Origin of the sequence: Nostoc foliaceum FACHB-393 (assembly GCF_014698505.1) — a bacterium.
In the GTDB taxonomy this organism is placed as follows: Bacteria; Cyanobacteriota; Cyanobacteriia; order Cyanobacteriales; family Nostocaceae; genus Nostoc; species Nostoc foliaceum_A.
Genome location: NZ_JACJTD010000038.1, coordinates 1 through 23961 on the forward strand (window position 1 = coordinate 1; position 23961 = coordinate 23961).

General features: G+C 39.4%; 10 protein-coding genes. 6 read left to right on the forward strand and 4 right to left on the reverse strand.

What is annotated here, in order from left to right; all coding sequences use genetic code 11:
• The first annotated feature begins 350 nt into the window (after positions 1 to 350).
• Positions 351 to 1679, forward strand: a complete 1329-nt coding sequence (locus tag H6G92_RS25375) for a hemolysin family protein (protein ID WP_190896983.1) — start codon at positions 351 to 353, stop codon at positions 1677 to 1679.
• A 45-nt stretch (positions 1680 to 1724) separates the two neighbouring features.
• Here H6G92_RS25375 and H6G92_RS25380 read toward each other — a convergent pair whose 3' ends face one another.
• Positions 1725 to 2906 (reverse strand): aldo/keto reductase, encoded by a 1182-nt coding sequence (locus tag H6G92_RS25380; protein WP_190896985.1) that lies wholly within the window; start codon positions 2904 to 2906, stop codon positions 1725 to 1727.
• A 365-nt stretch (positions 2907 to 3271) separates the two neighbouring features.
• Positions 3272 to 9238 (reverse strand): amino acid adenylation domain-containing protein, encoded by a 5967-nt coding sequence (locus H6G92_RS25385; RefSeq protein ID WP_190896987.1) that lies wholly within the window; start codon positions 9236 to 9238, stop codon positions 3272 to 3274.
• A gap of 1474 nt (positions 9239 to 10712) precedes the next feature.
• Between H6G92_RS25385 and H6G92_RS25390 the strand changes: the two genes are divergently transcribed.
• The 5 genes from H6G92_RS25390 to H6G92_RS25410 all read left to right on the forward strand — a co-directional run bounded on the left by H6G92_RS25390 (position 10713) and on the right by H6G92_RS25410 (position 19229).
• Positions 10713 to 12155, forward strand: coding sequence for a sugar transferase (locus H6G92_RS25390; RefSeq protein WP_190896989.1), 1443 nt, complete (start codon positions 10713 to 10715; stop codon positions 12153 to 12155).
• A gap of 323 nt (positions 12156 to 12478) precedes the next feature.
• Positions 12479 to 13912, forward strand: a complete 1434-nt coding sequence (locus H6G92_RS25395) for an oligosaccharide flippase family protein (RefSeq protein WP_190896992.1) — start codon at positions 12479 to 12481, stop codon at positions 13910 to 13912.
• Between the two features lie 80 nt (positions 13913 to 13992).
• On the forward strand, positions 13993 to 15090 hold the full coding sequence (locus H6G92_RS25400; RefSeq protein WP_190896994.1) for a glycosyltransferase family 4 protein: 1098 nt from the start codon (positions 13993 to 13995) through the stop codon (positions 15088 to 15090).
• Positions 15091 to 15246: 156 nt separating this feature from the next.
• A complete protein-coding gene (locus H6G92_RS25405; RefSeq protein WP_190896996.1) occupies positions 15247 to 16467 on the forward strand; it encodes an O-antigen ligase family protein in 1221 nt (406 codons plus the stop codon).
• 533 nt (positions 16468 to 17000) lie between these two features.
• Positions 17001 to 19229, forward strand: a complete 2229-nt coding sequence (locus tag H6G92_RS25410; RefSeq protein WP_199344971.1) for a GumC family protein — start codon at positions 17001 to 17003, stop codon at positions 19227 to 19229.
• Positions 19230 to 19517: 288 nt separating this feature from the next.
• On the opposite strand, the gene H6G92_RS25415 is transcribed toward H6G92_RS25410, so the two are convergent.
• Both H6G92_RS25415 and H6G92_RS25420 read right to left on the reverse strand, forming a co-directional pair.
• Positions 19518 to 20930: a right-handed parallel beta-helix repeat-containing protein gene (locus H6G92_RS25415; RefSeq protein WP_242059308.1), complete on the reverse strand. Its 1413-nt coding sequence runs from the start codon at positions 20928 to 20930 to the stop codon at positions 19518 to 19520.
• Between the two features lie 1201 nt (positions 20931 to 22131).
• Positions 22132 to 23604, reverse strand: coding sequence for a polysaccharide biosynthesis/export family protein (locus H6G92_RS25420; RefSeq protein WP_190896998.1), 1473 nt, complete (start codon positions 23602 to 23604; stop codon positions 22132 to 22134).
• Positions 23605 to 23961: the final 357 nt, after the last annotated feature.

The following is a 23961-nucleotide window of genomic DNA, read 5'->3' on the forward strand; positions in this document are numbered from 1 at the left end:
TGAGGTTCTCAAACAGGGTTTAAAAGATTTTGTCGAAGAAACTTCCAAATATAATAAAGAATAGTGAGTGGTTCGCGATAGAACATCGCGAACCACTTTTTCTTTTCCACATCCCGTGAAAAGTCAGGAGTCTTTGTGGGTCAGAAAATCTTGAGGCAGTTTATCTCAACTATTTTAAAAGTGTTAACAGCCTTCTTAGTTCTTTCGGTGGAAGAATAATGCACGGCGACTAATAGACTTAAGAACTATAACTATTACTTTGTGTACAGTCAAAGCATTTATAGAAGCACCTTTAATACTAGATACTAGGTATTGAGCTACGTTCGCTCTGATAAGCGGCAATTTTAAACATGTCCTCCATCACTTTTGAAATTTTAATCATTTTGGTGCTAATTATTGCCAACGGCGTGTTTTCTATGTCTGAGATGGCGATTGTCTCAGCCCGGAAAGTTAGGCTACAGCAGCTTGCTAATCAAGGAGATGTCAAAGCAAGGGCAGCATTGAAACTAGCTGAGTCTCCAAATCATTTTTTGTCAACTGTCCAAGTGGGTATTTCCCTAATCGGTATCCTGACTGGTGCTTTTGGAGGAGCAACAATTGCCAATCGACTGGCAGTCTATGTAAAACTTGTGCCTTTTTTAGCACCTTATAGTGAACCTCTATCTTTCGGAATAGTGGTTTTGCTCATTACCTATTTGTCACTCATTGTTGGCGAATTGGTACCAAAGCGTCTGGCATTAAACAACCCAGAAAGGATTGCATCGATTGTAGCGATTCCAATGCGTGCCTTATCGGCGATCGCTTCCCCAATGGTCTATCTCTTAAGCGCTTCTACAGATTTGATCTTGCGATTACTGGGAATTACAGCTTCTACCGAGCCGCAAGTCACCGAAGAAGAAATTAAAATCTTAATTGAGCAAGGCACTGAGGCGGGAACCTTTGAGGAAGCCGAACAGGATATGGTAGAGCGAGTTTTTCGTTTAGGCGATCGCCCTGTCAGCTACTTAATGACACCCCGTCCCGATATTGTCTGGCTAGACTTAGACGACTCTCCTGAAGAAAATCGTCAAAAAATGGTTGATAGTGCCTATTCTCGGTATCCAGTTTGTCAGGGGGGACTTGACAATGTGCTAGGTGTTATCCCTGTTACCGACTTATTAGCTAGGAGTTTCCGAGGAGAACCGCTAGACTTGACAGTGGGATTGCGACAGCCCGTATTTGTCCCAGAAAGCACCCGTGGTTTGAAAGTTTTGGAATTGTTCAAACAAACCATCACTCACATGGCGCTAGTAGTCGATGAATATGGCGTGATTCAAGGATTAGTCACTCTTAACGACATCATGAGCGAAATTGTGGGTGATGTTCCTTCAACAGATGGACAGGATCAACCACAAGCTGTACAACGCGAAGATGGCTCCTGGCTTTTGGATGGCATGTTGCCCGTAGAAGAGTTTTTGGAACTTTTCGGTATGGAAGAGTGGGAATCTGAAGAACGCGGCAGTTATCAAACCTTAGGCGGTTTTGTGATCACTCATTTAGGTCGTATTCCTGCCGCAGCAGATCATTTTGAATGGCAAAGTATGCGAATTGAAGTGATGGATATGGATGGTAACCGCGTTGATAAGGTGCTAGTCGTACCTAAGGGAAATAAATTACCAGATACGACAAAAGCTGACTAGCAATGGTATGGTGCATGGGATTTACGATGCACCATACCCAATTTATTATGTGCGAGATAGACGTTTGACCGCTTCACCCGCCAACAATTGATGTGCTTGTTCCAGAAGTTGGGGGATTTTATCGGCGTGAGGGTTGCGGGCGAGACATTGCCGCAAGTTTAATTCGCCTAGCCGATCAGCTTTGTTGCCGGGGAACCAGTGGCTACCATCGCCAAGCAGGTTGTAGCGCATTTTGGCATACTCTACCAGATCGTAGGCGATCGCTAAATTTCGCAGCCACAAAATTACCCGAATATTTACCTCACCAGGAGTTTCCTCAAAGGTTGGTAGATTTGTCTGCCAGGATTTTACCCAATCTTCTCCCAAAGTAGCGATCGCTTCTGACTCCAACCTTGCTAAAATCGGGGGCAAAATTTCTGATGCCTGATCTACTAATTCTAAAGTCTTCAGGTGTTCATCAAAATCTTGTGGTTTTGCTGCTCCCACACTCAAAGTATGCACCTCTTGATGACTCAAACAAAACAAATCATTAAACACAATTGGACTCAAAGGGGCGCAAAGATTTACTAATTTTTGTGGAGGTTCATACAACAAACCTCCTTTATTAGATGGACTAATGATAAACACCCCCATATCGTGGCGTTTAGCTGCTTCAATTGCCGCCCAATTCCATTGATTAATGTAGTACCAGTGCAGGTTCACATAATCAAATAAATTGGTATTAATTGTCTGCACAATTATATCTGTGGAACCATGTGTGGAAAAGCCAATAAATCTAACTTTTCCCTCAGCTTGCAACTGCTGCGCTACTTCTAAACAGCCACCAGGACGGATGCTATGGTCGAATGACTCAGCATGATTGATGCCGTGTAACCCTAAAAGGTCAACATAATCTAGCTGGAGATTTTGCAATGATTGTTCAAATGTCTCGCGGAATTCTTTCGCATCTGCCTTTGGGCTGACTTTGGTCTGAACAATCAACTTTTCACGGGGAAACTGAGGTAGAACTCTTCCCAATTGCATTTCGGAAGTGCCATAACCACGGGCCGTTTCAATATGATTAATCCCAACCTCGACAGCCCTTCTAATAGTCGCTTCCAGATTCGCCTGGTTATCAGCAGGAATTTCATTATTGGGAACATCTTCCCATTTGAACTGATATCTCATGCCACCGCAGGAAAACACTGGCATCTGTAATTCTGTGCGTCCAAATCGTCTATATAGCATCAGTAAATTGTGGATTGCTTACCAACTTAAAATCTCAAAACGACAGTCACTCGTGACTACAGTGCCACAATAATTACCTCTGTTCAATCTCTGACACTAGCAATATTCATCACATATTAAATTGGTCAGGTCTTTTAGCTATTGGACTGCGACCAGTATTCCAGTTACACAAAATAATTATCTTATCCTAGTTACCACTAGAATGCATTTTTCCATTGGAAGATAAGCCTTAGCTTTGGTATTGTTTCTCATATCATGTCCGGCTGATTAGTTGTCATTACGAACGAAGTAAAGCAATCTCCAAACCCCCTTCCAGAAATCAATTGGACAGTTGACTTCTTTTGCGAAGGTAATGGGTTTTCAGATTAATTCTTTGGAGACTGCGCTTGGATTAAGCAATTTCTTAATGTTTCGGCTAACACCTGTACATGCGGCTCATTAAGTTGGTCAAGGTGAGATCCGGGAACGTAATGGATATCTAATCCTCCAGCAACTACTTCGCCCCAGCCGAATTGAGGATCGTATTGTGTGCCTATAGCTTCGTCCCGACTTTGATCGTCTGTTCGCAAGAGGATAGCTCGACCAAGGTAAGGTGAAAAGATATATTCACTGACGGCTTGAGTGTTAGCATCTATAATCTTTAAGTGCTTGTCAGTTGTAGGTAAATTAAGTACGCCTTCTAAGTAACGATTATATCTATTTTGGAGATGAGACTTACGCCAATAACTCCATCTCACAGCTCTTTGCCAAAGGTAGTCAGGCCCTTGTTGAATAATATTATTTAAATGCAAGAAAACTCGCTTGAGAAATGATGCCCGCCAGCTATAACCTGGGCGACAACTATCAAGCATAACTAAAATACCAACTTGTTCGCCTTGCTCTTGGAGTTGCCGAGCCATCTCGAAAGCAACTACACCCCCAAAAGAATAACCTCCTAGAAAATAAGGGCCATTAGGCTGAAGGGTCTGAATTTCTTTAATGTAGTGAGTTGCCATGTCTTCAACCCGTGTATGGAAGGGATGTTTTCCATCTAGCCCTTGTGGTTGTAGTCCGTAGAATGGTTGATCTGAACCCAGATGCAATGCCAATTCACGGAAACACAAGACTTCTCCACCTAGTCCGTGAATACAGAAAAAAGGTGGCTTGGAACCATTGGGTTGAATTTCTACTAGGGATGACCAGGAAGCTCTTGATTTGTCTAAGTTATCTACTAAAGCCTTGTTTTCTGCTAAATCTTCTTGGCAAATTATTTTGGCTAAAGCCTCTATAGTCCCTGATTGGAAGAGAATAGCAAGAGGCAGATTTTTATGAAATGTTTTCTCAATTTGCCAAAATAGTTTTACTGCTAATATGGAGTGTCCTCCTAGCTCAAAGAAGTTATCCTTGACACCAATGGGCTGGACACCTAAAATCTCCTCCCAAATCTTTATTAGCTGGCGTTCCACCTCATTGCGGGGAGCAACAAACGTATCTTCCGACCCTTGCCTTGATAAGTCGGGTGCAGGTAAGGCCCGGCGGTCTACCTTGCCGTTGGGGGTTAGAGGCATGGTGTCCAGCAAGACGAAAGCCGAAGGTACCATGTACTGTGGGAGCTTTGTCAAGAGAAAGCTACGTATATCACTAATTGTAGATGCCCAGTCTTGATTGGGGATAATGTAAGCCACTAAACGTTTATCCCCAGGAACATCTTCACGGGCAATTACTACAGTTTGAAGTACATCTGGGTGTTGGGCTAACACTGTCTCAATTTCCCCTGGCTCAATGCGTATCCCACGGATCTTAACTTGATGATCTCGGCGACCGAGAATTGCTAGAGAGCCATCTGGAAGATAGCAACCGCAATCGCCTGTATAATAAAGCCAATCTCGTTCGTCATTCCGATAGAGGTTTTTGACAAATCGAGAACGGTTTTCATCTTGAGCATTTATATAACCCAAGGTGCGGAATGGTGTTCGTATAACGATCTCGCCTGGTTCACCAATGCCACACAACTGGTTATTTGGTGTTAAAACTAGTGCTTGGGTTTCAGGGAGCGGCAATCCTACTGGTTGTACTCCTGGTGTACACTCAACAGGTATTTTGTAATAACACTTCGCCAAAGTTGTCTCTGTCGGCCCATAAAGATTGACAATTTCACCTGATTCGGGAAAAGCTTCGCGCCACCGACATACAAGTGTCTCCTTGAGAGGTTCTCCAGCACAGAACAACCAGCGTAAGTTACGTAGATAGACTCCTGACGGCACATTCGCTAACCATAATTGCGCCAGCGAAGGAACTGTGTGCAGCACAGAAATTTGCTCATGTTCCAAATAATTCAGAATTCTAGTTGGTTCTAGGTTATCCCCTTCCTCTGGTAAACACAGGGTTGCACCACTAGTTAAAGGTAAGAAAATATCTCTGAGGACTACATCAAAGGTAAGACCTGTCAATTGGGCAACCCGGTCTTGCTGACCAATTTCAAATGTCTGCCTCTGCCAGTTGAGAAAATGCGCCAACCCTTTGTGACATCCCAGCACTCCCTTAGGTATACCAGTAGTGCCAGAAGTAAAGAAAATATAAGCTGCATCATCGGCAGCGATTTCAGGCAAATTGATTGCTTTACTGTTGTCTTGGGGTGAATTTATCGCTTCTCCTGTGTCTGGGTTTATACAGATGGTAATTAAAGATTTGTATATTTCTTTGTCTTCTGGACGCTGACTATCAATATATAATATGTATTTAGCTTTAGCTTGCTTTAACATGAGCAAGTGGCGTTGGCATAGCCCACCAAAGGTATCGCTGGAAAGTTTTGGATCGAGGGTAAGTAGGACACCGCCACTCAATAGTACAGCGACCATACTCGAAATCAATCCAAAGCTTCTTGTCCCAAACACGGCTACAACATCTCCCCGTTGGACTCCGTGATCCAACATCACCCCTGCTAAAGCTTGAGCGCTTCTGCCCAATTTCCCATAGTTCCAAGTGCGAGATCCTTGACGGAGTGCTGAATGTTCTGGGGTGCGATTTACCCAAGAGGTAAACATTGTTGTTACTAATTCGTAACTCGGTTCTGGCAAAACCGCCCTTGGTTCTGGTAGCAAAGTTCTGGCTTTTGGTGTGACAAGAGAATACAAACTAATCTGGCTATCCGCAGCAGCAACAATTTGATTTAACAAATGATGGAATTGATGCAGCATTTCCATCATCCGCTCTGAAGCAAACAGATCAGTGTTGTAGACTAAATCAAGTTGGATTCCCTGATTTTTTTCTGTCACATACAAGGTTAAGTCGAACTTGGAAGCCGTTTCTAACATCGAGACTGGTTCTATCGCCACTCCAGGTAGTTCCAGTTGGATGTCCTTTAAGTTGAGCATATTAAACCACACTTGAAACAGTGGGTTACGGCTGGTATCTCGCTCTGGTTGCAGTTCTTCTACCAGTTTCTCGAAGGGCATATCTTGATGTGCATAAGCACCTAATGCCATCTGGCGAACTCGACTCAGCACTGAACGAAAACTAGGATTACCGGAAAAATCAGCCCGTAAAACGACGGTATTAATAAAAAATCCGATCAACCCTTCAATTTCAGAACGGTTACGACCGGCAATGGGAGAACCGATGAGAATGTCTTCTTGCCCAGTATAGCGGTGCAGGATTGTCCCAAAGGCTGCCAGTAAGGTCATGAATAGGGTGACACCTTCCTGACGCGAGAGTTCAATGAGCGATGCACTCAAGGTCTGCGGTATCATTAGGGATTGGGCTGTCCCCTGGTAAGTTTGCACTGGTGGCCGTGGCCGGTCGGTAGGCAATTCTAGTACAGTATTAGCACCTGCTAACTGGGTTTTCCAGTAGTTTATTTGACTGGAGAGGACTTCACCAGATAGCCATTGATGCTGCCAGGCAGCAAAATCGGCATACTGAATGGGTAATTTTGCTAAAGGAGAAGGCTTACCACTCAATAAGGCTTCATAAAGGGATGCTAACTGCTGCCAGAGAATGCCCATTGACCAGCCATCAGAAGCGATGTGGTGCATTACCAACAACAGTATTTGCTCCTGTTCGTCTATCTGGAGCAAGCAAGCCCGCAACATTACGTCAGATTTTAAGTCAAACGGGCGTTGCGCCTCTTGATTCAGCAGAGATTGCACCTGCTCCTGAGTTACTTTAATTATCTTGAGTTCAACTGGCCGAGGCTTGCCAATAACTTGTATGGGGCTACCATCCAGTGATGTAATAAAGTTTGTTCGCAGTGCTTCGTGATGGATGACGATCGCATTTAGTGCCTGTTGCAATATACTCGCGTTGAACTCGCCTGTTAAACGCAGTGCATTGGAGATAATATAAGCTGGGCTGTGAGGTTCCAACTGCTCCAAAAACCACACTCGCTGCTGGGCAAAGGATAAAGGGATTGACTCCCGGTTGGTTATTAGGGGAATAGTCTGGTTTTGAGGATCATTTTCTGGAATCTGGGTTTGAGCGATGGCTTGAGCTAAACTAGCGATCGTTGGATTCTCAAATAAAATCTGCAACGGCATTTCTATCTGAAAGGCTTGGCGAACCCTAGACATGACTTGAGTCGCCAGCAGTGAATGGCCTCCCAATTCAAAAAAATTGTTGTGAATGCCTACTTGTTCCAGACGCAAAACTTTTACCCAGATGCCAGCTAAGACATCTTCTGTAGCATTTTGGGGTGGGACAAAGTTAGTTGACAGACCAAGATCAGATGTATGCGGTGCGGGTAAAGCGCGGCGGTCTATTTTGCCGTTTGGGTTTAATGGCAGAGTATCTAAAAATACAAAGGAGGCAGGCACCATATATTCAGGCAACCGACCTTGCAAAAAGCGACGCAATTCAACCTGACTAGGAATTTTTTCTGGGTTGGCAACAATATATGCTACGAGTTGCTTGTCACCAGGAACATCTTCTCTAGCTATGACTAGAGTCTGTGTCAGTGCCGGATGTTGTCCTAATATTGCTTCAATTTCTCCCAATTCAATTCGGAAGCCACGAATCTTCACTTGGTGGTCAATACGACCGAGGAATTCAATATTACCGTCTGGTAAGGAACGTGCCAAGTCCCCAGTTTTGTAAAGACGTGCCCCAACTTCAGAGTTAAAAGGGTTTGAAATGAACTTCTCTGTGGTTAATTCAGGACGGTTAAGATAGCCTCGCGCTAGGCCAATACCGCCAATGTGCAGTTCACCTGATTCACCAACAGACACAGACTGCAAATTTTCATCGAGGATGTAAATCTCTGCATTAGTTATGGGGCGACCAATTGGAGCAATCGCGTAATTAGTGCCGCGTTGACAAGTCCAAAAAGTGGTATCAATGGAAGCTTCTGTCGGGCCATAGCAATTATGGAAAACATTGTCCAAATTCAGTTGGGCAAAGAAACGTTCTATGAGTTCGCTAGGTAAAGCTTCACCACCGCAAGTAATATGCCTGAGAAATCGGCAATTCTCAATTCCCTCCTCTTCCAGTAAGACACGCAGTATAGAAGGTACTAAGGCCAAGACAGTGATTTGCTGCTCAGTAATCACTTTAACAAGGTAAGCAGTGTCTTGATGTCCACCAGGACGAGCGATGATCAATTGCCCCCCGAAGCACAATGGCCAGAATATTTGCCACACTGAGGGGTCGAAGCTAAAAGAAATAGTCAGTAAGACTTTATCTGTTTGAGTTAATTTAAAGGTTGTTTGCCGCCAGTGTAGTTGATTGCAGATACCACGATGAGAGATCATTACACCCTTGGGTTGTCCTGTAGAACCAGATGTGTAGATTACATAGATCAGGTTATCAGCCGTCGTTTGATTTTCAGGATTTTCTTGACTGTTTTGGGTGTTATCTTGCCAATTTGAATCTAGACAAACCACTTGCGCCTGATGCGGTGGTAGGTTCTTGACCCATTTCTCTTGGGTTAATAACACTGGTGTCTGGGTATCTGATAAGATGAAAGCTAAACGCTCTGGGGGATATGCCGGATCTAAAGGCACATAAGCACCTCCAGCTTTAAGAATACCCAGTATTCCTACGATCATCTCCAAGGAGCGCTCCAAGCAAATCCCCACTAGTACTTCAGGCCCAACTCCTAAAGTAAGTAAGTGGTGCGCTAGTTGATTCGCCCGCTGGTTTAACTGCTGATAAGTAAGTTGTATATCTTCAAATACTACAGCGATCGCTTGGGGCGATCGCTCTACTTGCATCTCAAATATTTGATGAATGCACAGATCCTGATGATGAACTACTTGAGTGTCATGCCATTCCTGTAGAACTTGAGTGCCGATAATGTGAGTTAAGGTATTTAACGGAATATTTTGCTTATACCCTGAAGTTTGGCTATTTATCTGCATTTTCTATGTATCAACTCCATCAGGAAATGGCATTTTTCTAATTTATTATTTATTGTATATATACCAAATTCTGTGTGAGGTTGCATATTAATGCCCTCAGTATATAAGGCTAGGGCTACAGAAACAAAGCCTGACTAGCTTTAAGATCGGGACACTGCGCTAAGGCCTCTAGTTTGCAGTACCCAGGTTAGTTATATACATCTTCACAAGAGAAGTGGTATTTAAAGCTCTAGCTAATCGATTTTTATTTAACATAATAATCCTATCTTTACCCTATATCTTATTGTTTTTACGTCAATCTTTAAAACCCAATGAAAATTACAAAAAATGCATGATTCCATTGTTAAATTACATGCATGGAAAAGTATTTATTCTGCGGCTTTACTTTTAATTTACAAATCATTTTTTGTAGATTCTAGATGGCTAAAATTTAATACTGAAAAGACTTTATCCTTTTTCATGAAAATTTGCTGAAGGAAAAAATAATTATTACCGAATCTTCACTGTATTTATTCGATATGTAAAAATAGTGTAAAGCAAGAAAAATACTCTCTCTTAGGAGGTAAATATTAGAGTTACGCACTTTACAAATTCACTCTAACGTATGTAAATTAGGCAAGTTGATTGCTTCATGTGCTTCACACAACCCCAAATTGTTCGCACGCATGTTTACTGTTTTGGGTGCTAAACATAACTAAAAATCCTAAAACTGTTATAATCCATACCTATGATCTGCAAGCGCTAAAAATCTCTACAATGCAGATATAACAGGTCTCACAGATATCACATGTTGATATTACTTTGAGCTATTAGAATTTATTTTCATTAATCTATTGACCAATTATCTAAAGAGATGTCCATGAAACTTAACTCAAGCTCAACCACGATATTGGATTTTGTAAAGTTTTGTAACAATTTTCAAATATTTGATGCATTTTGTTATATGTTATGTGTGTAAGTTTTGTTAATTCAGTAATTATGCGTAAAAAACCACAGAACTTCCAAGTAAAGCAGAATTAGTCTAGCTAAACATGCTACAGTAATTCCCGAAGACATATAATTGTCTCTATAGAAGTGGAACTCTGCAATGGAACTGTAAGAACTCAGTTCCGCTATTACGCTCCTGAAAAATTATAATATTTTTACCTGACTTCCTTGATTATTCACGTCAGGAATTTTATTCAACTTATTAAGTTAACTTACAAGTAAATCCTTTTTTTGCATCAAAGCTCAGAACTTCTAGGTCAAACTTGATTCTACCCTGCAAAAAAAGTTTAAGTATCTGGGTATTAACCGCACTCAAGCCGATCCTGGAAGATACTTTATAATAAAAAGCCTAAAATTACTCCGAAGAAAATGGTTAATAGTAGACTACAAAGACCGACTTACTGTGAAAAAAAAGATGTAAGATATCACACTTGTCTTATACAATCTTCAATCAAATTTTAACTAACTACACCAAGTGTTCCTAACTATGAGTAATCAAAGCATAACAACAAATAAATTCACTGAAGTGCCTTTGGATTTACGTGCATCTTCATTTGTCAAGGTACGCAAGGGTTCTTGGTGGTTGAGATTAACAACATTGTTTTTAGTAGACTATACTCTTTTATCCTTAGCTTGGTTATTAGCTGGATATCAATCTTCTTATGGAAATTTGACTTGGAATATACCGAGTCATTATTTACCTATTTTAATAACTATTGGCATTCAAATAGGCTCACTAGCTCTCCAAGGTATTTATCGAGAAGGACAAAAACGCTATGACTATTTGAATATTATCAAATCGCTAACTTTTGCTCATGGATTAATACTCCTTGTTTGTTTTTTGTATAAGCCAGTTGTTGATATTACACGCCCCAGATTAATATTATTATCTTGGTTGCTCAGTGTATTATTTATTTGTACTGGTAGATATGCTGTAAATCTTACTCTTGAATATTTACGTAAGCAGAAAAAAATAGTTCGTTCTTCTGTCTTCATTATTTGTGATCCTCAAGATCATGAGCAGATAGCTAGCTTTATAAAAAAAGAAAAGCATTATATTGTATCAGGAACAGCTAATGCTAATTCATTAGATAGATATAAACGTCAACAAACATTAAATCAACTTAATGAATTAGGTGTAACAGAAGTCTTTATATCTTGGGATGCTCTAAAAAATAGAATGTTTTTATGCTGGTTATTTCAAGCATCTGGCATCCAAGTACATATTTTACCGATGGAATTAAAACCAATTTATAGAAACGTAGAATTTAATAAAATAGGAGGAATGCCTTGTCTGAGTTTGGATTGTCCGATAATTACAGGTAAAGATTTTTGGATCAAACGTAGTTGTGATTTTTGCTTCGCTACTTTATTTGTAATGTTATCGTTCCCTATTTATATAGCTATAGCTATAGCTATAAAACTAGACTCTCCTGGCACAGTATTTTACAGACAAACCCGTATAGGTTTACATGGGCAACAGTTTAAAGTATGGAAATTCAGAACTATGAGGTCTGATGCGGAAAAATTCCAGAAAGAATTAGAAGCATTAAATGAAACGAAAGACGGAATTATCTTTAAAATTAAAGATGATCCTCGCATTACCCGTGTAGGAAAATTTCTCCGTCGTTACAGCTTAGATGAATTACCCCAACTTTTTAATGTTATCTTTGGAGAAATGAGTATAGTAGGGCCTCGTCCTTTACCTACAAGAGATGTAGATAAGTTTTCTGAACATCATTTTATTCGACATGAAGTTTTACCTGGTATTACAGGTCTTTGGCAAGTCTCAGGTCGTTCGGATATTTTAGATTTTGAACAAGTGATAAATCTTGATCTTAACTACATTGAGAATTGGTCGCTTGGTTTAGACTTCGAAATTCTTCTCAAAACAGTTATGGTAGTTTTGAAAAAGGAAGGTGCCTATTAAGACCAGGAAAAGTTTATTACCATACATAATAGAGAAGACATCAAGTTATTCCAAAGTAAAAGTCGTCTAAATAGTTTGGATAGATATATGAATCAAAATCTTTGTTAATTAACAAGATATTGGGATAAGTGAAAAGTTTAAGCGTGCGTTGATATAAGCCAAACGAAAATGTAATGAAAATGCATTTTCGTTTTTAACTAGTTATGATTGGTTTGTATGGAACAGCGAGAAAAATAAGGAGAGATGCAAAAAAGTACAGTTATGAGATATATAGATAATGCCGATTCCAAATGAGCGAATTAAGCTGAATTAATAATTTAAGAATGGTAGAAAAGTACAAATTCATAAGTAATTCGCTCTCAATGATAGTCAATCGGTTAGCGCAAAGCATTACAACCTTTGTATTAACCGCTGCTATTGCTCGTAATTTAGGAGCTGAAGCTTTAGGCCAGTATCTACTAGCATATAGCTACTACTTTATTTTTGTGGGCATTGCTTCACAGGGGCTAAAGACATTGTTTACTAGAGAACTAGCCCGTGAGCCACAAAAAACACCAGTTTATTTAATGAGTGGTACTTGGCTGCAATTAATATTTAGTTTACTCAGTTATGGGGCGTTGGTGATTGTAGTATTTTTACTTCCCTATAGTTCCAACACCTCAAATCTTTGCTATATCATGGGCTTGACGATAATTCCCTTTGCACTTTCCAACATCACGGAGGCAATTTTTCAAGCTAAAGAAAAGATGCATCTGATTGCAATAGCTACAGTGCCAGTTTATATCTTACGCCTAATAATAATGATTTTGGCAATGCAACTAAAATACGAAATTGAATATCTGGGGGCAATCCTATTTTTTTCAGAAGCACTAATTTTGGTAATTGAATGGATTCTGATCACACGGTTAGTCAAAATACAATGGCAGATTGATGGGAATTTTATATTTAAGACAATCAAAAGTGCACGTACATTTTTTGCTATTGAAGCAATAGCTGTAATCAGTGGCAGAATTCAAATATTGATTCTTTCATTATTAGGAAATGAGTTTTTAGTGGGACTCTTTGGCGGAATAACACAATTGCTACAACCATTTTTGATTATTGCTAACAGTATAACTTTAGCAATATTTCCAAGATTTTCAAAAGCAGTAGAGCAAGGGCGGGAAAAGCAGAGGGAGATAACGGAAAATATTATTGAAATTCTACTAATTATGGCATTACCCTTATTTATGGGACTGTTATTTTTTGGCAAGGATTTACTAATTTTTATATATGATTCTAGTTTTGCTCAAGCAAATATTGCTCTTATTTTAAGTGCCATGTCACTATTTTTTTTGCCCTTCACCCGCCCACTTTCTTATATACTTGTAGCTAATGGTTTCGAAATAGTGAACCTGCGCGAAGTGATTATTACCACTTCATTAGGAAGCTTGGCAGGTGTGGCATTAGTTTCGCAATATCGGTTACTAGGTGCAGCTTTAATGGCATTATTAATGACCATTCTCGGTTTTAGCCAGTTTATCTATTTCACCTATACTCGCCTATTTCCATTAAATATATTGCGGATTATGCGTCGACCTTTAATAATCAGCATTTTGATGCTATTTATATTCGTATTATTGCAAAAAATAAGCTTAGACTTTATATATACTCTACTTGTTGCGACTTTTGCCTATTTTGTATTTGTGATTTATCTAGGTATTCGTGCGTTTGGAGGGTTTCGTTTTTTGTGGACAAAACTTTTAAGAGAACAGTAATTTTTAAGAAATAAAATTTTAGCAGTAAGACATCCAACTTTTTTTGAATAAATAATTTAAGTGATAATATAATCTTAACTATGATTAAAGTTGCGTTATTACATTTTGGCTTTGAAGATTACACGATTGAATTAGCAAACAATCTGGTTAAATATGTTGATTTAACGCTAATTCATCCGGAAAAAGTATCCGATGTCTGTCGGAATGTTCTTGATTCCAGTATCCGTGTTATTAGCTTTAAAAAACCACGGATTCGTGACCCGCGCAACCTATTGTCTATGAGCACTATGATGAATCTCATCAAAGACATACAACCAGATGTTTTACATGTGCAAGAAACTAACGATCCTTGGTACGATTGGACTCTGTTACTCAACAAGATGCCACCATTGGTGACAACTATCCACGACGTATTTCGTCATCCAGGGGATAGCATGGCTGTATTTGGTTCAGAGTATACCAGACGTATTGCTTTCTACCGTTCCCAACAATTGATTGTCCACACTCATCAATTAAAAAAGATTCTAATTGAACAGTTTAGTTTACCTCAAGAGCGAGTCAATGTTTTACCGCATGGGGAACTTGGTAGCTTGTATCAGCGTCGGGGTAATCACAATGATCAGTCTCGCGATCCAAATACATTGCTATTTTTTGGACGCATCTGGCCCTATAAAGGATTGAAATATTTGCTTGAGGCTATGCCTTTAATTGCTGAACATGTACCTGAAGTCAAGCTGATTATTGCTGGACGGGGAGAAAACATAAAACAATATTTCCCTAATGGGTATGATGATAAACGCTACGAGATTATCAATGACTTTATACCCCTTGAAGAAGTAAATAATCTATTTCAACGCAGCACAGTAACAGTTCTGCCATACATAGAAGCTTCTCAAAGTGGTGTAGCAGCATTATCTTATGGAATGGGGACACTGGTTGTAGCCTCTGAGGTAGGGGGATTGAGTGAGATAATTCAGCATAAAAAAGATGGGTTGTTAGTCCCCCCCTGTGATGTTCGATCCCTAGCTGATGCCATAATTTGTTTATTAAGCGATCGCGACTTGCAACAACGCATGCGAACTGCGGCACTAACTCGCTGCCAGCAAGATTTAAATTGGTCAAATATTGCCGCTCAAACTGTGGAAGTTTATCAAAAAACTATAAAAACAAGGCGTTAGTACAAATGCACTAACGTTTTTGGCATATCAGAAAAATAATAATTACAAATTCAAGAAACAAATTATTTGCCAAAATAAACTGAGACTACCAACTACAAATCCCTGACTTACTTAATCTATTTTATATATGTATACATGATCATACTATAAGAAGAAATGAGGAAATTTTTAATTTCTGCCGAACAAATACTGACATTCATCTGTTTAATGCTCTACTCAGGAACTCCGCTAGACGCTTTTCTGACGGATGGTTTTACTGTAAGAGAAGGCGATAGAACTATATTTAGATTGCTTTATACTTTTACATATATAGTTACCCTTTTATTGATTGCTCTACGCTGGAAAAAGGTTACTTACGTTTTTAGGAGAGATAAATTTATTTGGGTATTGATTGGAGTTTGTGCACTTTCTAGTTTTTGGTCTTCAGATCCAGACACTACTATACGTCGTGTTATTGCTCTGGTAGGAACAAGTATGTTTGGACTTTATTTAGCTTCACGCTACACCTTAAAGGAGCAGTTGAAGTTATGTGCATACATGCTCGGGATATCAGCAGTAATGTGTTTCTTATTTGCTATATTTATACCACAGTTCGGAGTCGATTTTGGTGGAACTACTAGTTGGCGAGGAATATACCAAACTAAAAATGCTCTTGGCAAGAGATTTGTACTTAGTGAAACAATATTTCTGTTTCTTGCCATTACTACTAAAGAAAATCGCTGGTTTTCATGGCTTGGCTATATTGCTTCTGCAGTGCTTGTATTATTATCAAAGTCAACAACATCTCTGGGTAATTTTATAATCATTACAGTTGCTTTTCTTATATATTATCGAATTTTACATTTAAAGTATAAATTGATGATACCTATTGTGACGTTGCTAGCAACATTTGGTATAGCTTTTTATACTTGGTTTCTCTCACAAGCTGATACAATTTTAGGCTCAGTAGGTAAGGACACAACACTCACTGGACGTTCAGATTTATGGCCTGCTGTGTTGGATATGATTGCCAAAAAACCTTGGCTAGGATATGGCTATGGAGCATTTTGGGAGAAGAATGGTGACTCTTATATTGTTCTACAAACGGTACAGTGGAATGCTCCTAATGCTCACAATGGTTTTTTGGATCTCTGGCTAGGGTTGGGTCTCCTAGGAGTTTTGGTTTTTCTAATTGGCTTTGTTATTAATTTATTAAGATCGATATATTTAATCCGATGGAATCAAACATTTGAAAACTTATGGCTTTTACTTTATCTAACTTATATAATTCTTTCAAATTTAACTGAAACTACATTATTAGAGCAAAATAGTCTAGAATGGATACTTTATGTATCAGCAATATTATCAAGCAAACTTTCTACACGCGCAAATCTGTAAAAATAAAATCAATCGAGTTACTTATTTAAATGAGGGTGAGTAATTAATATGTATGGTCATATGGTCAAAAATCGCAAACTGACTGGACAATGATTTTTTTTACTAGACTGGGTAACTTTGGACAGCATAGGTGATTTCACAACGGTTAGAGCCATATAACTTCGAGGAGAAAAATCAAACCCTTGATAATCGAGAAATAAATTTAAAATTCTAATACTAATGGCTAATAGCAAAAAAAAAATAAATGAATAAATGCAGTGGTGCCAAAAGGTTAATTTATGGTCAGTAGAGGGTTACGACACTTTTTACTCACCTCGAATCCAGAATTTACTAAGTTAGTTTTTGCTCACTAGCGTGGTCTGCAATGCTATGGCACCATTGTGCCAGAATGGGAACTCAATTTGTAACTTAGATAGTCTATACTATTGTCATATTGTCAAATCGCATCAGTCTTGTCAATTGCAGTGGTTTGTGTATTCTTTAAGTAAGCCAATTGTTAGTTTCTTGCTAAAATCCTGTACTTTTGAAGATTTATGTCACAAAAATCTATGGAATCTAGAGAATCTATTGATTTAGACCTTAGTCGTTACTTATTGATATTGAAACGATGGTGGCTACCTGCTACTGCAATATTTGCGGCTACAGTTATGCTAAGTGCTGTAGCTACACAATTTATAAAGCCATCCTATGAAGCCGAAGGAAAACTGTTATTTAGAATTCCTTCTTTTAAGGTAGTAGGATCTAATCTTTTGCCTAATAACAGTGAAGGAGGAGATGCAGGAGATTTAAAATCCCTGATAGCAACTCAAAATCCTATAAATACTCAAATAGAAGTTATTTCTTCACCGGCTCTATTGCAGCGAACAATAGACAAACTACAGCTTCAAGACTCAGAAGGTAAACCTTTGGAAGTAGATCAATTACGAAAATCTCTGATACTAAAAATTGTTGGTGGTACAGATGTATTGCGAATTAGCTATACCAGTCGTGACCCCGAACAATCAGCGGCTGTCGTAAACACAATCATGAGTCTTTATTTAGAAAATGACATTCTGACAAATCGCTCTGAAGCAGCAGCAACTCGCCAATTTATGGCCAAGCAGCTTCCTAAAACTCAAGAAGCTGTTAATAATGCGGAAGTAGCGCTACGTATATTTAAACAAAAACATCAGATTGCAGATTTATCAGAGGAGACCAGATCAGCCGTTACGACTATTGGAAATCTAGACAATGAGATGAATACTGTTAAGGCTCAACTGGATGAGGTAAACGCCCAAACTAATGAACTGCGCCAGAAAGTAGAGCTAAATTCTCAGGAAGCGATCGCAGTCAGTGCCCTCAGTCAGTCACCTGCAGTGCAGGGAGTTCTTACACAACTTCAAGAAACCGATCGACAGCTAGCGATTGAGCGTAGCCGTTTCCTAGATGACAATCCCGTAATTGTTAACTTAGAAGCAAAGAAAGCTAGCTTAAAATCTCTCCTGCAACAGCAAGTTGGTCAAACTGTTGGCAATCAAACACAAATTCCGCAGAGCCTATTGCAGATTGGAGAACTCAGACAAAACCTGATCCAAAATTTTCTGCAGTCAGAAGTACAGCGCTTTGGTTTAGCAAAAAGACTCTCTTCCCTATATAATTCCCGTTCTACCTACGAACAGCGAGTCAAAATCATACCACAGTTAGCACAAAATCAGCGGGAGTTAGAAAGGAAAGTTGAAGTCGCAGAATCGACATATCAGACTCTTTTGAAAAAGGTTCAAGAATTACAGTTAGTAGAAAATACAAATACAGCTAGTTCCCGGATTATTGCTCAGGCTTTAGTACCTAAAAATCCAGTAGCAGGCAAAAAAATGATAGTTTTGCTGCTAGGGGTGATGTTTGGTTTATTTTTGGCCACTACAACTGTTCTCTTTTTAGGAATGAGAGATAGATCTCTGAAAACACTTAAGGAAGTCAGAGATGTATTTAGATATACGTTGCTGGGAATTGTTCCTTTGTCTGTTAAAAAGGTTGGCTCCCGTTATTCAAATGTAGAATCAATAACTCAAAAAATTGCTGTTAGAGATACACCTTACTCTTTAACTAGCGAAATGTACCGAATGATTCAAGCCAATCTGAAATTCCTGAGTTCAGATAAAGTGCTCAAAACTATTGTGGTAACTAGCGCAGTTCCTAAAGAAGGTAAGTCTACAGTTTCAGCTAATTTGGCAGCAGCGATCGCTCAACTAGGACGTAAAGTTTTACTAATTGATGCAGATATGCGAGTTCCTTCCCAGCATCATCTCTGGCAACTAACCAATGAAGTTGGTTTGAGTGAGGTTCTTGTAGGTCAGTCTGAATTTGAAGTTACTGTATCTAAGGTAATGGATAATCTTGATGTCTTAACTGCTGGAGTTAGACCTCCCAACCCACTTGCTTTGCTTGACTCACAACGGATGGCAGCATTAATTGAAAATTTTTCATCTCAACATAACTATGATTTTGTAATTATTGATGCTCCTCCCCTCCTTTTAGCAGCCGATGCTTTAACTTTAAGCCAAATGACTGATGGGATTTTGTTAGTAGCTCGACCTGGGGTAATTGATTCTAACAGTGCTAACGCTGCTCAAGAGATGTTAGAGAGATCCAATTACAACGTCTTAGGTTTAGTCGTGAATGGAATCATTGATAAACATGAATCTAGTAGTTATTTATATCACGATCATGAATATTTTAAACCAAGGGAGTTGACAAAAGAACTTAAGGGAATTGCGAAAAGATAAAATCTCCAAAGTTTAGGGTCTACTTCAAGACATTAAATCAAATCAAGGTTGTAGATCAGGTGCGTAATACCAATTCTCTATGAAGATGCACAGAATCAAACACTTGAAACTCCATGCCGGACAAGGAAATTATTCTATGCAGCCTCACATAAATTTGGTATAACCTAGGTTAAAACAACGGGTTGTAGACAAAAGCTCTATATAAATCAGAATTTTGCCATACAACCCGATGCCATACTACTATTAACTTAATACCTGTCTTCAGAAATTAGCAAAGATAATTGGTAACTAATCCTGCTTTTCGTGTGCCCCTCTATCAGATGCTGAACCATAAATACGAGGATTGCCTACAATATCGGTTGCCAAATTATTCCATCTAAAACCACTATTGATTGCCCGACTCGTACCTTTCAGTCTAAAGTCACCAATCGAGGCATTAACAAATTGTGGATCTGCCATAATATCGTTAGGCCCGACAGCACTTACACGGGAACCATTGTTGTTGTATAGGTTGTAGTTGAAAGTAGTGTTGCTACTGTTATAACGCGCGTTTATTGGTTTGTTAGGTGCAGAATAAAGGATGTTATTGAGAACTTTGATATCACCTGAAGCATTACTCATGATTTGCCCATAACTAATTCCCGCAGTCTGGTTATTCAGATAAGCTGTGTTGTGGACAATATCGACATGGTCACTTTCATAGGTATGAATGCCCGAACCACCATTTTTATATGAGATATTGTTGGCAATCAAAGTACGTCCTCGATATGCACTCAATTTTGAGCCACCAGACCCATTATTTCTTGAACGATCAACAATAATGCCATTACCGTCTTGGAACTTTCCGTTCTGAATCCAGGGAATGAGCATTTTATTGTTGTAGACCTTGTTTCTGGTCACAAACATCTTATAGTTCTGGCTGTTGTCATAATTCCAAGTATTGAGCAGCGAAATGCCGCTACAGCCGTAGACTGAGTACCAGGCATTATTGAATACCTCGTTATTATCCACTGTTATGTAGTCCGATTCTATGGCTGAAATGCCTCCGCCTCCACAATCATGTACTTTGTTGTTGAGAATACGTATATGGTGGGGGCGCTTACCGTTTCGTCCATCTATGGTAATGCAGTTTCCATTAGTCAGCGGGTTTGATGTGTTATACTTCTGACTCTGAGCGTAAGAAAGGGTTATATTGCCATTGTTCCCTCCAACATCCAGCCCGTTTACCTCAATATATGATGCTCCATTGGTAATAGAAATTCCATGCCATCCATTATTCTGAAGTTTTGGAAAATGTCCAGGATATGCTTTATAGGTAATCCATGCATTTGCCGTTCCAGAACGTTTAATATCTAGTACTGTTCCAGATGGGTGTGCATTCTTGTATACCCCATTCATAATGAGTACCTTGTCCCCAGGGTTAGTCAGATTTGCTGCCCTTTGAATTGTCCTAAAGGCGGATGAGGTGGTGCGTCCGCTATTTTTGTCGCTTCCGGTACCACTAACATAGTATGTTGTCCCAGTTGGAACCTGGCTGATCAGCTTGCGACTTGGTAGTGTCGTTTCCCGATCAGTAGATGACTGACGAACATCTTTAACTAAAGACTCTGCTATTCTCTCTCCTTGAACTAGTCCTGTTAATGCCCAGGGAAGTACAAGAGATGCGCTCAAACTGAGAAAACCGAAACCATGAATCATCATAGGGAAAAAATAGGGTATGTTGAAAAAACTAAATCGTCAACGGTCAGTAACTCTAGCCTTAGTAAGTAACTCAGTATTGGATACGGTCGTGTAACTGCTATTTGTAAGTTTATACACGGTTTCTCAGGATTGCACCTGAGAGGTTACACGTAAATATGGCCGAAAAGCCTTTTTAGCTTGTGTTCCAGAAAATGGCAACTGTCTAGTAAAATTACTGAACCCAAATTATCAGTATCGATATTTACCGCATTTATGGACATTAAGCAACCGTACAAATAGCGTTATTTCCAATTCGACATCATTCTACTGTGTATACGCGGTATCTATGGTTGAGATAGTATATCTGTCATCAAACAGTTAATTTACTTAAATATTTCTTATGATAATAAGAATCATTTTGTGAGCATAAACAAGGCAGAGCCGAGAAATTAATACCTCTACCTTCTAACTAATTCTCATTATCATAAGAAATTAAAGTAACTAAAACAAACTTTGAAAAAGCCTATCAATAGCAGATTAAGAATTTTCAGTGATAAATTTAGGTTCATACCATTTGTCAATGAGTAATATTACTTGATATTATTTTAAAATGGGGATAGAAAATACAATTTTTGAGTCAGCGATCGCTCCATGCAAGCCAGTTTGTACCATACTCTTGTTTTATCCTGTGGTCGAGGCGGTGCGTAGCTTGCTTGTCCCCAGGAATACGAGAACGGCTGTTCTAGCCTACAAGTTTTTCTTTAGAATATAAAGACGCTTTGCATAGCTTGCTTCTCTGCAAGAGTACAGATCTACGATCGTGGGCAAGAATAAATAAAACTATGTTACGCAATGTAAAATTTATTAAGTTAGCTCATACTAAGCGGCTCCAACCCTAAAATAGGGTTGGAGCCGCTTAGTACAAACCTTTAATTATTCACATCCACTTACTTAATTCTTGCTTTCAAAAGCCAGTACAGGAGTTAATTTAATACTGCAATAAATGAGTATATAGTTGTTTTTTATGGCAATCCAAATTAAATCGTGAAAAAATACGGAGATAAAATTAGGTATTTATAAGCTTTTCAGCCTTTTTATCTTTCACAAATGATTAAGTAGGGCTATATTAACTCTTGACGATTGAGCTTTGACTCATAGAATAGTGGAATTTTGGGGACGGAGAGATTTGACCAACGCCCCCAATTCATATCTGTATTTTAAACTAGAGTCCGAACACCCTCAAAATACTAAATATAACACCTAGAGGTCCAGCTATAGTGTTTGTGGTATCGCCAGCGTTAGCTAAACCAGATCGATTGACTACCACAACATCATTATTGCGGAGTATGGGATTAGTTTGCTCATTAATCCCAGCGGAGAAATCCACTTTTACTATACGTTTAGTCACGGAACCATTAGGATTGAGGCGAATCAAATCAACAGCATCACTACTAGCTCTGGCATCATTAAATCCTCCAGCAGCGAGTATGGCTTGATTTAAAGAGCTATTCGGCTGAACGTCTGTTAACCCTGGTCTTTTAACTTCGCCTACAACACCAACTTGAATGCGTGCAGGAGACAAAGTAGTTGTAGCTAATTGAGTGGCTTCTGCGGGGTTGATTTCAGTTGCCGTCGGAATAACAATGGTATCTCCGTCTTGCACAATGATGTCTTGGTTGGCATCACCACTCTGCAATAATTGCCAAAGATTGATATCTATAGCTTGTTCTGAACCAGATCTTGTAGGTCGGCGTAGTTTGAGATTACGAATATCAGCCTGTGCTGTAATTCCCCCAGCTAGTTGAATTACCCGCGTCACATTTGGTAGACCATTAGGAGTGACAGTACCACTATTAGCGGTTGCGGCTCCCCCCTGTGCATCTGTACTAGCTGGGGTGACAAGATACGAACCGGGACGGTTAACTTCACCGATAATTGTTACTGTGCGCGGTGTGGTTTGGCTAGCGGCAAAGTTAGATGCAAATATATTACGGGATTCTGCCACGTTGAAGTTGGTTGCAGTTGGCACAACTATAGTGTCTCCATCCCGCAAGGTAATATCCTGTGATAACCTGCCTGTTTGGATGAGTTCCTTCAAATTGACACTGACGACTTGCTCTGAGGAGCGTCCTATTTTACGCCGTAATTGTACTTGAGTCACATCCGCAGCTAGGGTTACCCCCTGGGCTGTTGTCAGTGCAGCTAATACAGTGGGGTATTGTACGCCTGGATTATCTCCTGCCCCTCCACTCAAGCTCAGGGTGTAAGCCCCTGGACGTGTCACCTCTCCAGCAACAAAAATATTGATCGGACGAGGCGATAACAAATTGACTGAGATCAAGGGACGTTTGAGGAAGCGAGCATATCTTCTGGCAATTTCGTCAGCAGCCTGTTCAGTTGTTAGACCAAGGACTGACACACTACCAATTAAAGGTAGGTTGATTGCTCCACCTGGGGGAATTTGGTATTCGCCTGTATACTCAGGTACTTCAAATACATTTACACGGATGCGATCGCCGCCTCCTAATGAATAATTAGTATCTATTTGTGTTTGCGTGGTTGGTGATTGTGTAGTTGGTGGTACTGGTTGTCCCTGAGCTAGACTGGCAGATGGCACAGCGGCATTGACAGCAGTTAACAAAGCCACACCCACAACTGGCTGAGTTAGGAATTTAAACAAAGTTGTGTTAAGCATATTTACCTTGAGACTCTGAAACTACGATCAATAAAGTACTGTCTAAACATTTTTATTTTGACTATACCTAAGTATTCAAGTTCCCCGACACTCTTATTTTCCTCGAAAAGTGTCATTTTCCGGAGTAAATTTGTCTATTGAATTTGAATTTTTAGTGAAGTTAATTTAAAGTTAAGCCAACTTGAATATAGGAATTATCAAAAAATATTAGGACTTACGCAAATCAACATAGTTTATACAAGAAACTATCTGTTAACCGAACAAGTACTTACGAATAAAATTTTATTGTCAAAGTCAATTTTACGACATCTTAACTGTGATTCAAAATCTGCTAAGAATACCAAAATTATGAACAAT

Coding starts and splice junctions, on each gene's coding strand:
- H6G92_RS25385 (WP_190896987.1), bottom strand. CDS start 9,238: ATGCAGATAAATAGCCAAACTTCAGGGTATAAGCAAAATATTCCGTTA.
- H6G92_RS25375 (WP_190896983.1), top strand. CDS start 351: ATGTCCTCCATCACTTTTGAAATTTTAATCATTTTGGTGCTAATTATT.
- H6G92_RS25410 (WP_199344971.1), top strand. CDS start 17,001: ATGTCACAAAAATCTATGGAATCTAGAGAATCTATTGATTTAGACCTT.
- H6G92_RS25395 (WP_190896992.1), top strand. CDS start 12,479: ATGGTAGAAAAGTACAAATTCATAAGTAATTCGCTCTCAATGATAGTC.
- H6G92_RS25420 (WP_190896998.1), bottom strand. CDS start 23,604: ATGCTTAACACAACTTTGTTTAAATTCCTAACTCAGCCAGTTGTGGGT.
- H6G92_RS25380 (WP_190896985.1), bottom strand. CDS start 2,906: ATGCTATATAGACGATTTGGACGCACAGAATTACAGATGCCAGTGTTT.
- H6G92_RS25405 (WP_190896996.1), top strand. CDS start 15,247: ATGAGGAAATTTTTAATTTCTGCCGAACAAATACTGACATTCATCTGT.
- H6G92_RS25400 (WP_190896994.1), top strand. CDS start 13,993: ATGATTAAAGTTGCGTTATTACATTTTGGCTTTGAAGATTACACGATT.
- H6G92_RS25390 (WP_190896989.1), top strand. CDS start 10,713: ATGAGTAATCAAAGCATAACAACAAATAAATTCACTGAAGTGCCTTTG.
- H6G92_RS25415 (WP_242059308.1), bottom strand. CDS start 20,930: ATGATGATTCATGGTTTCGGTTTTCTCAGTTTGAGCGCATCTCTTGTA.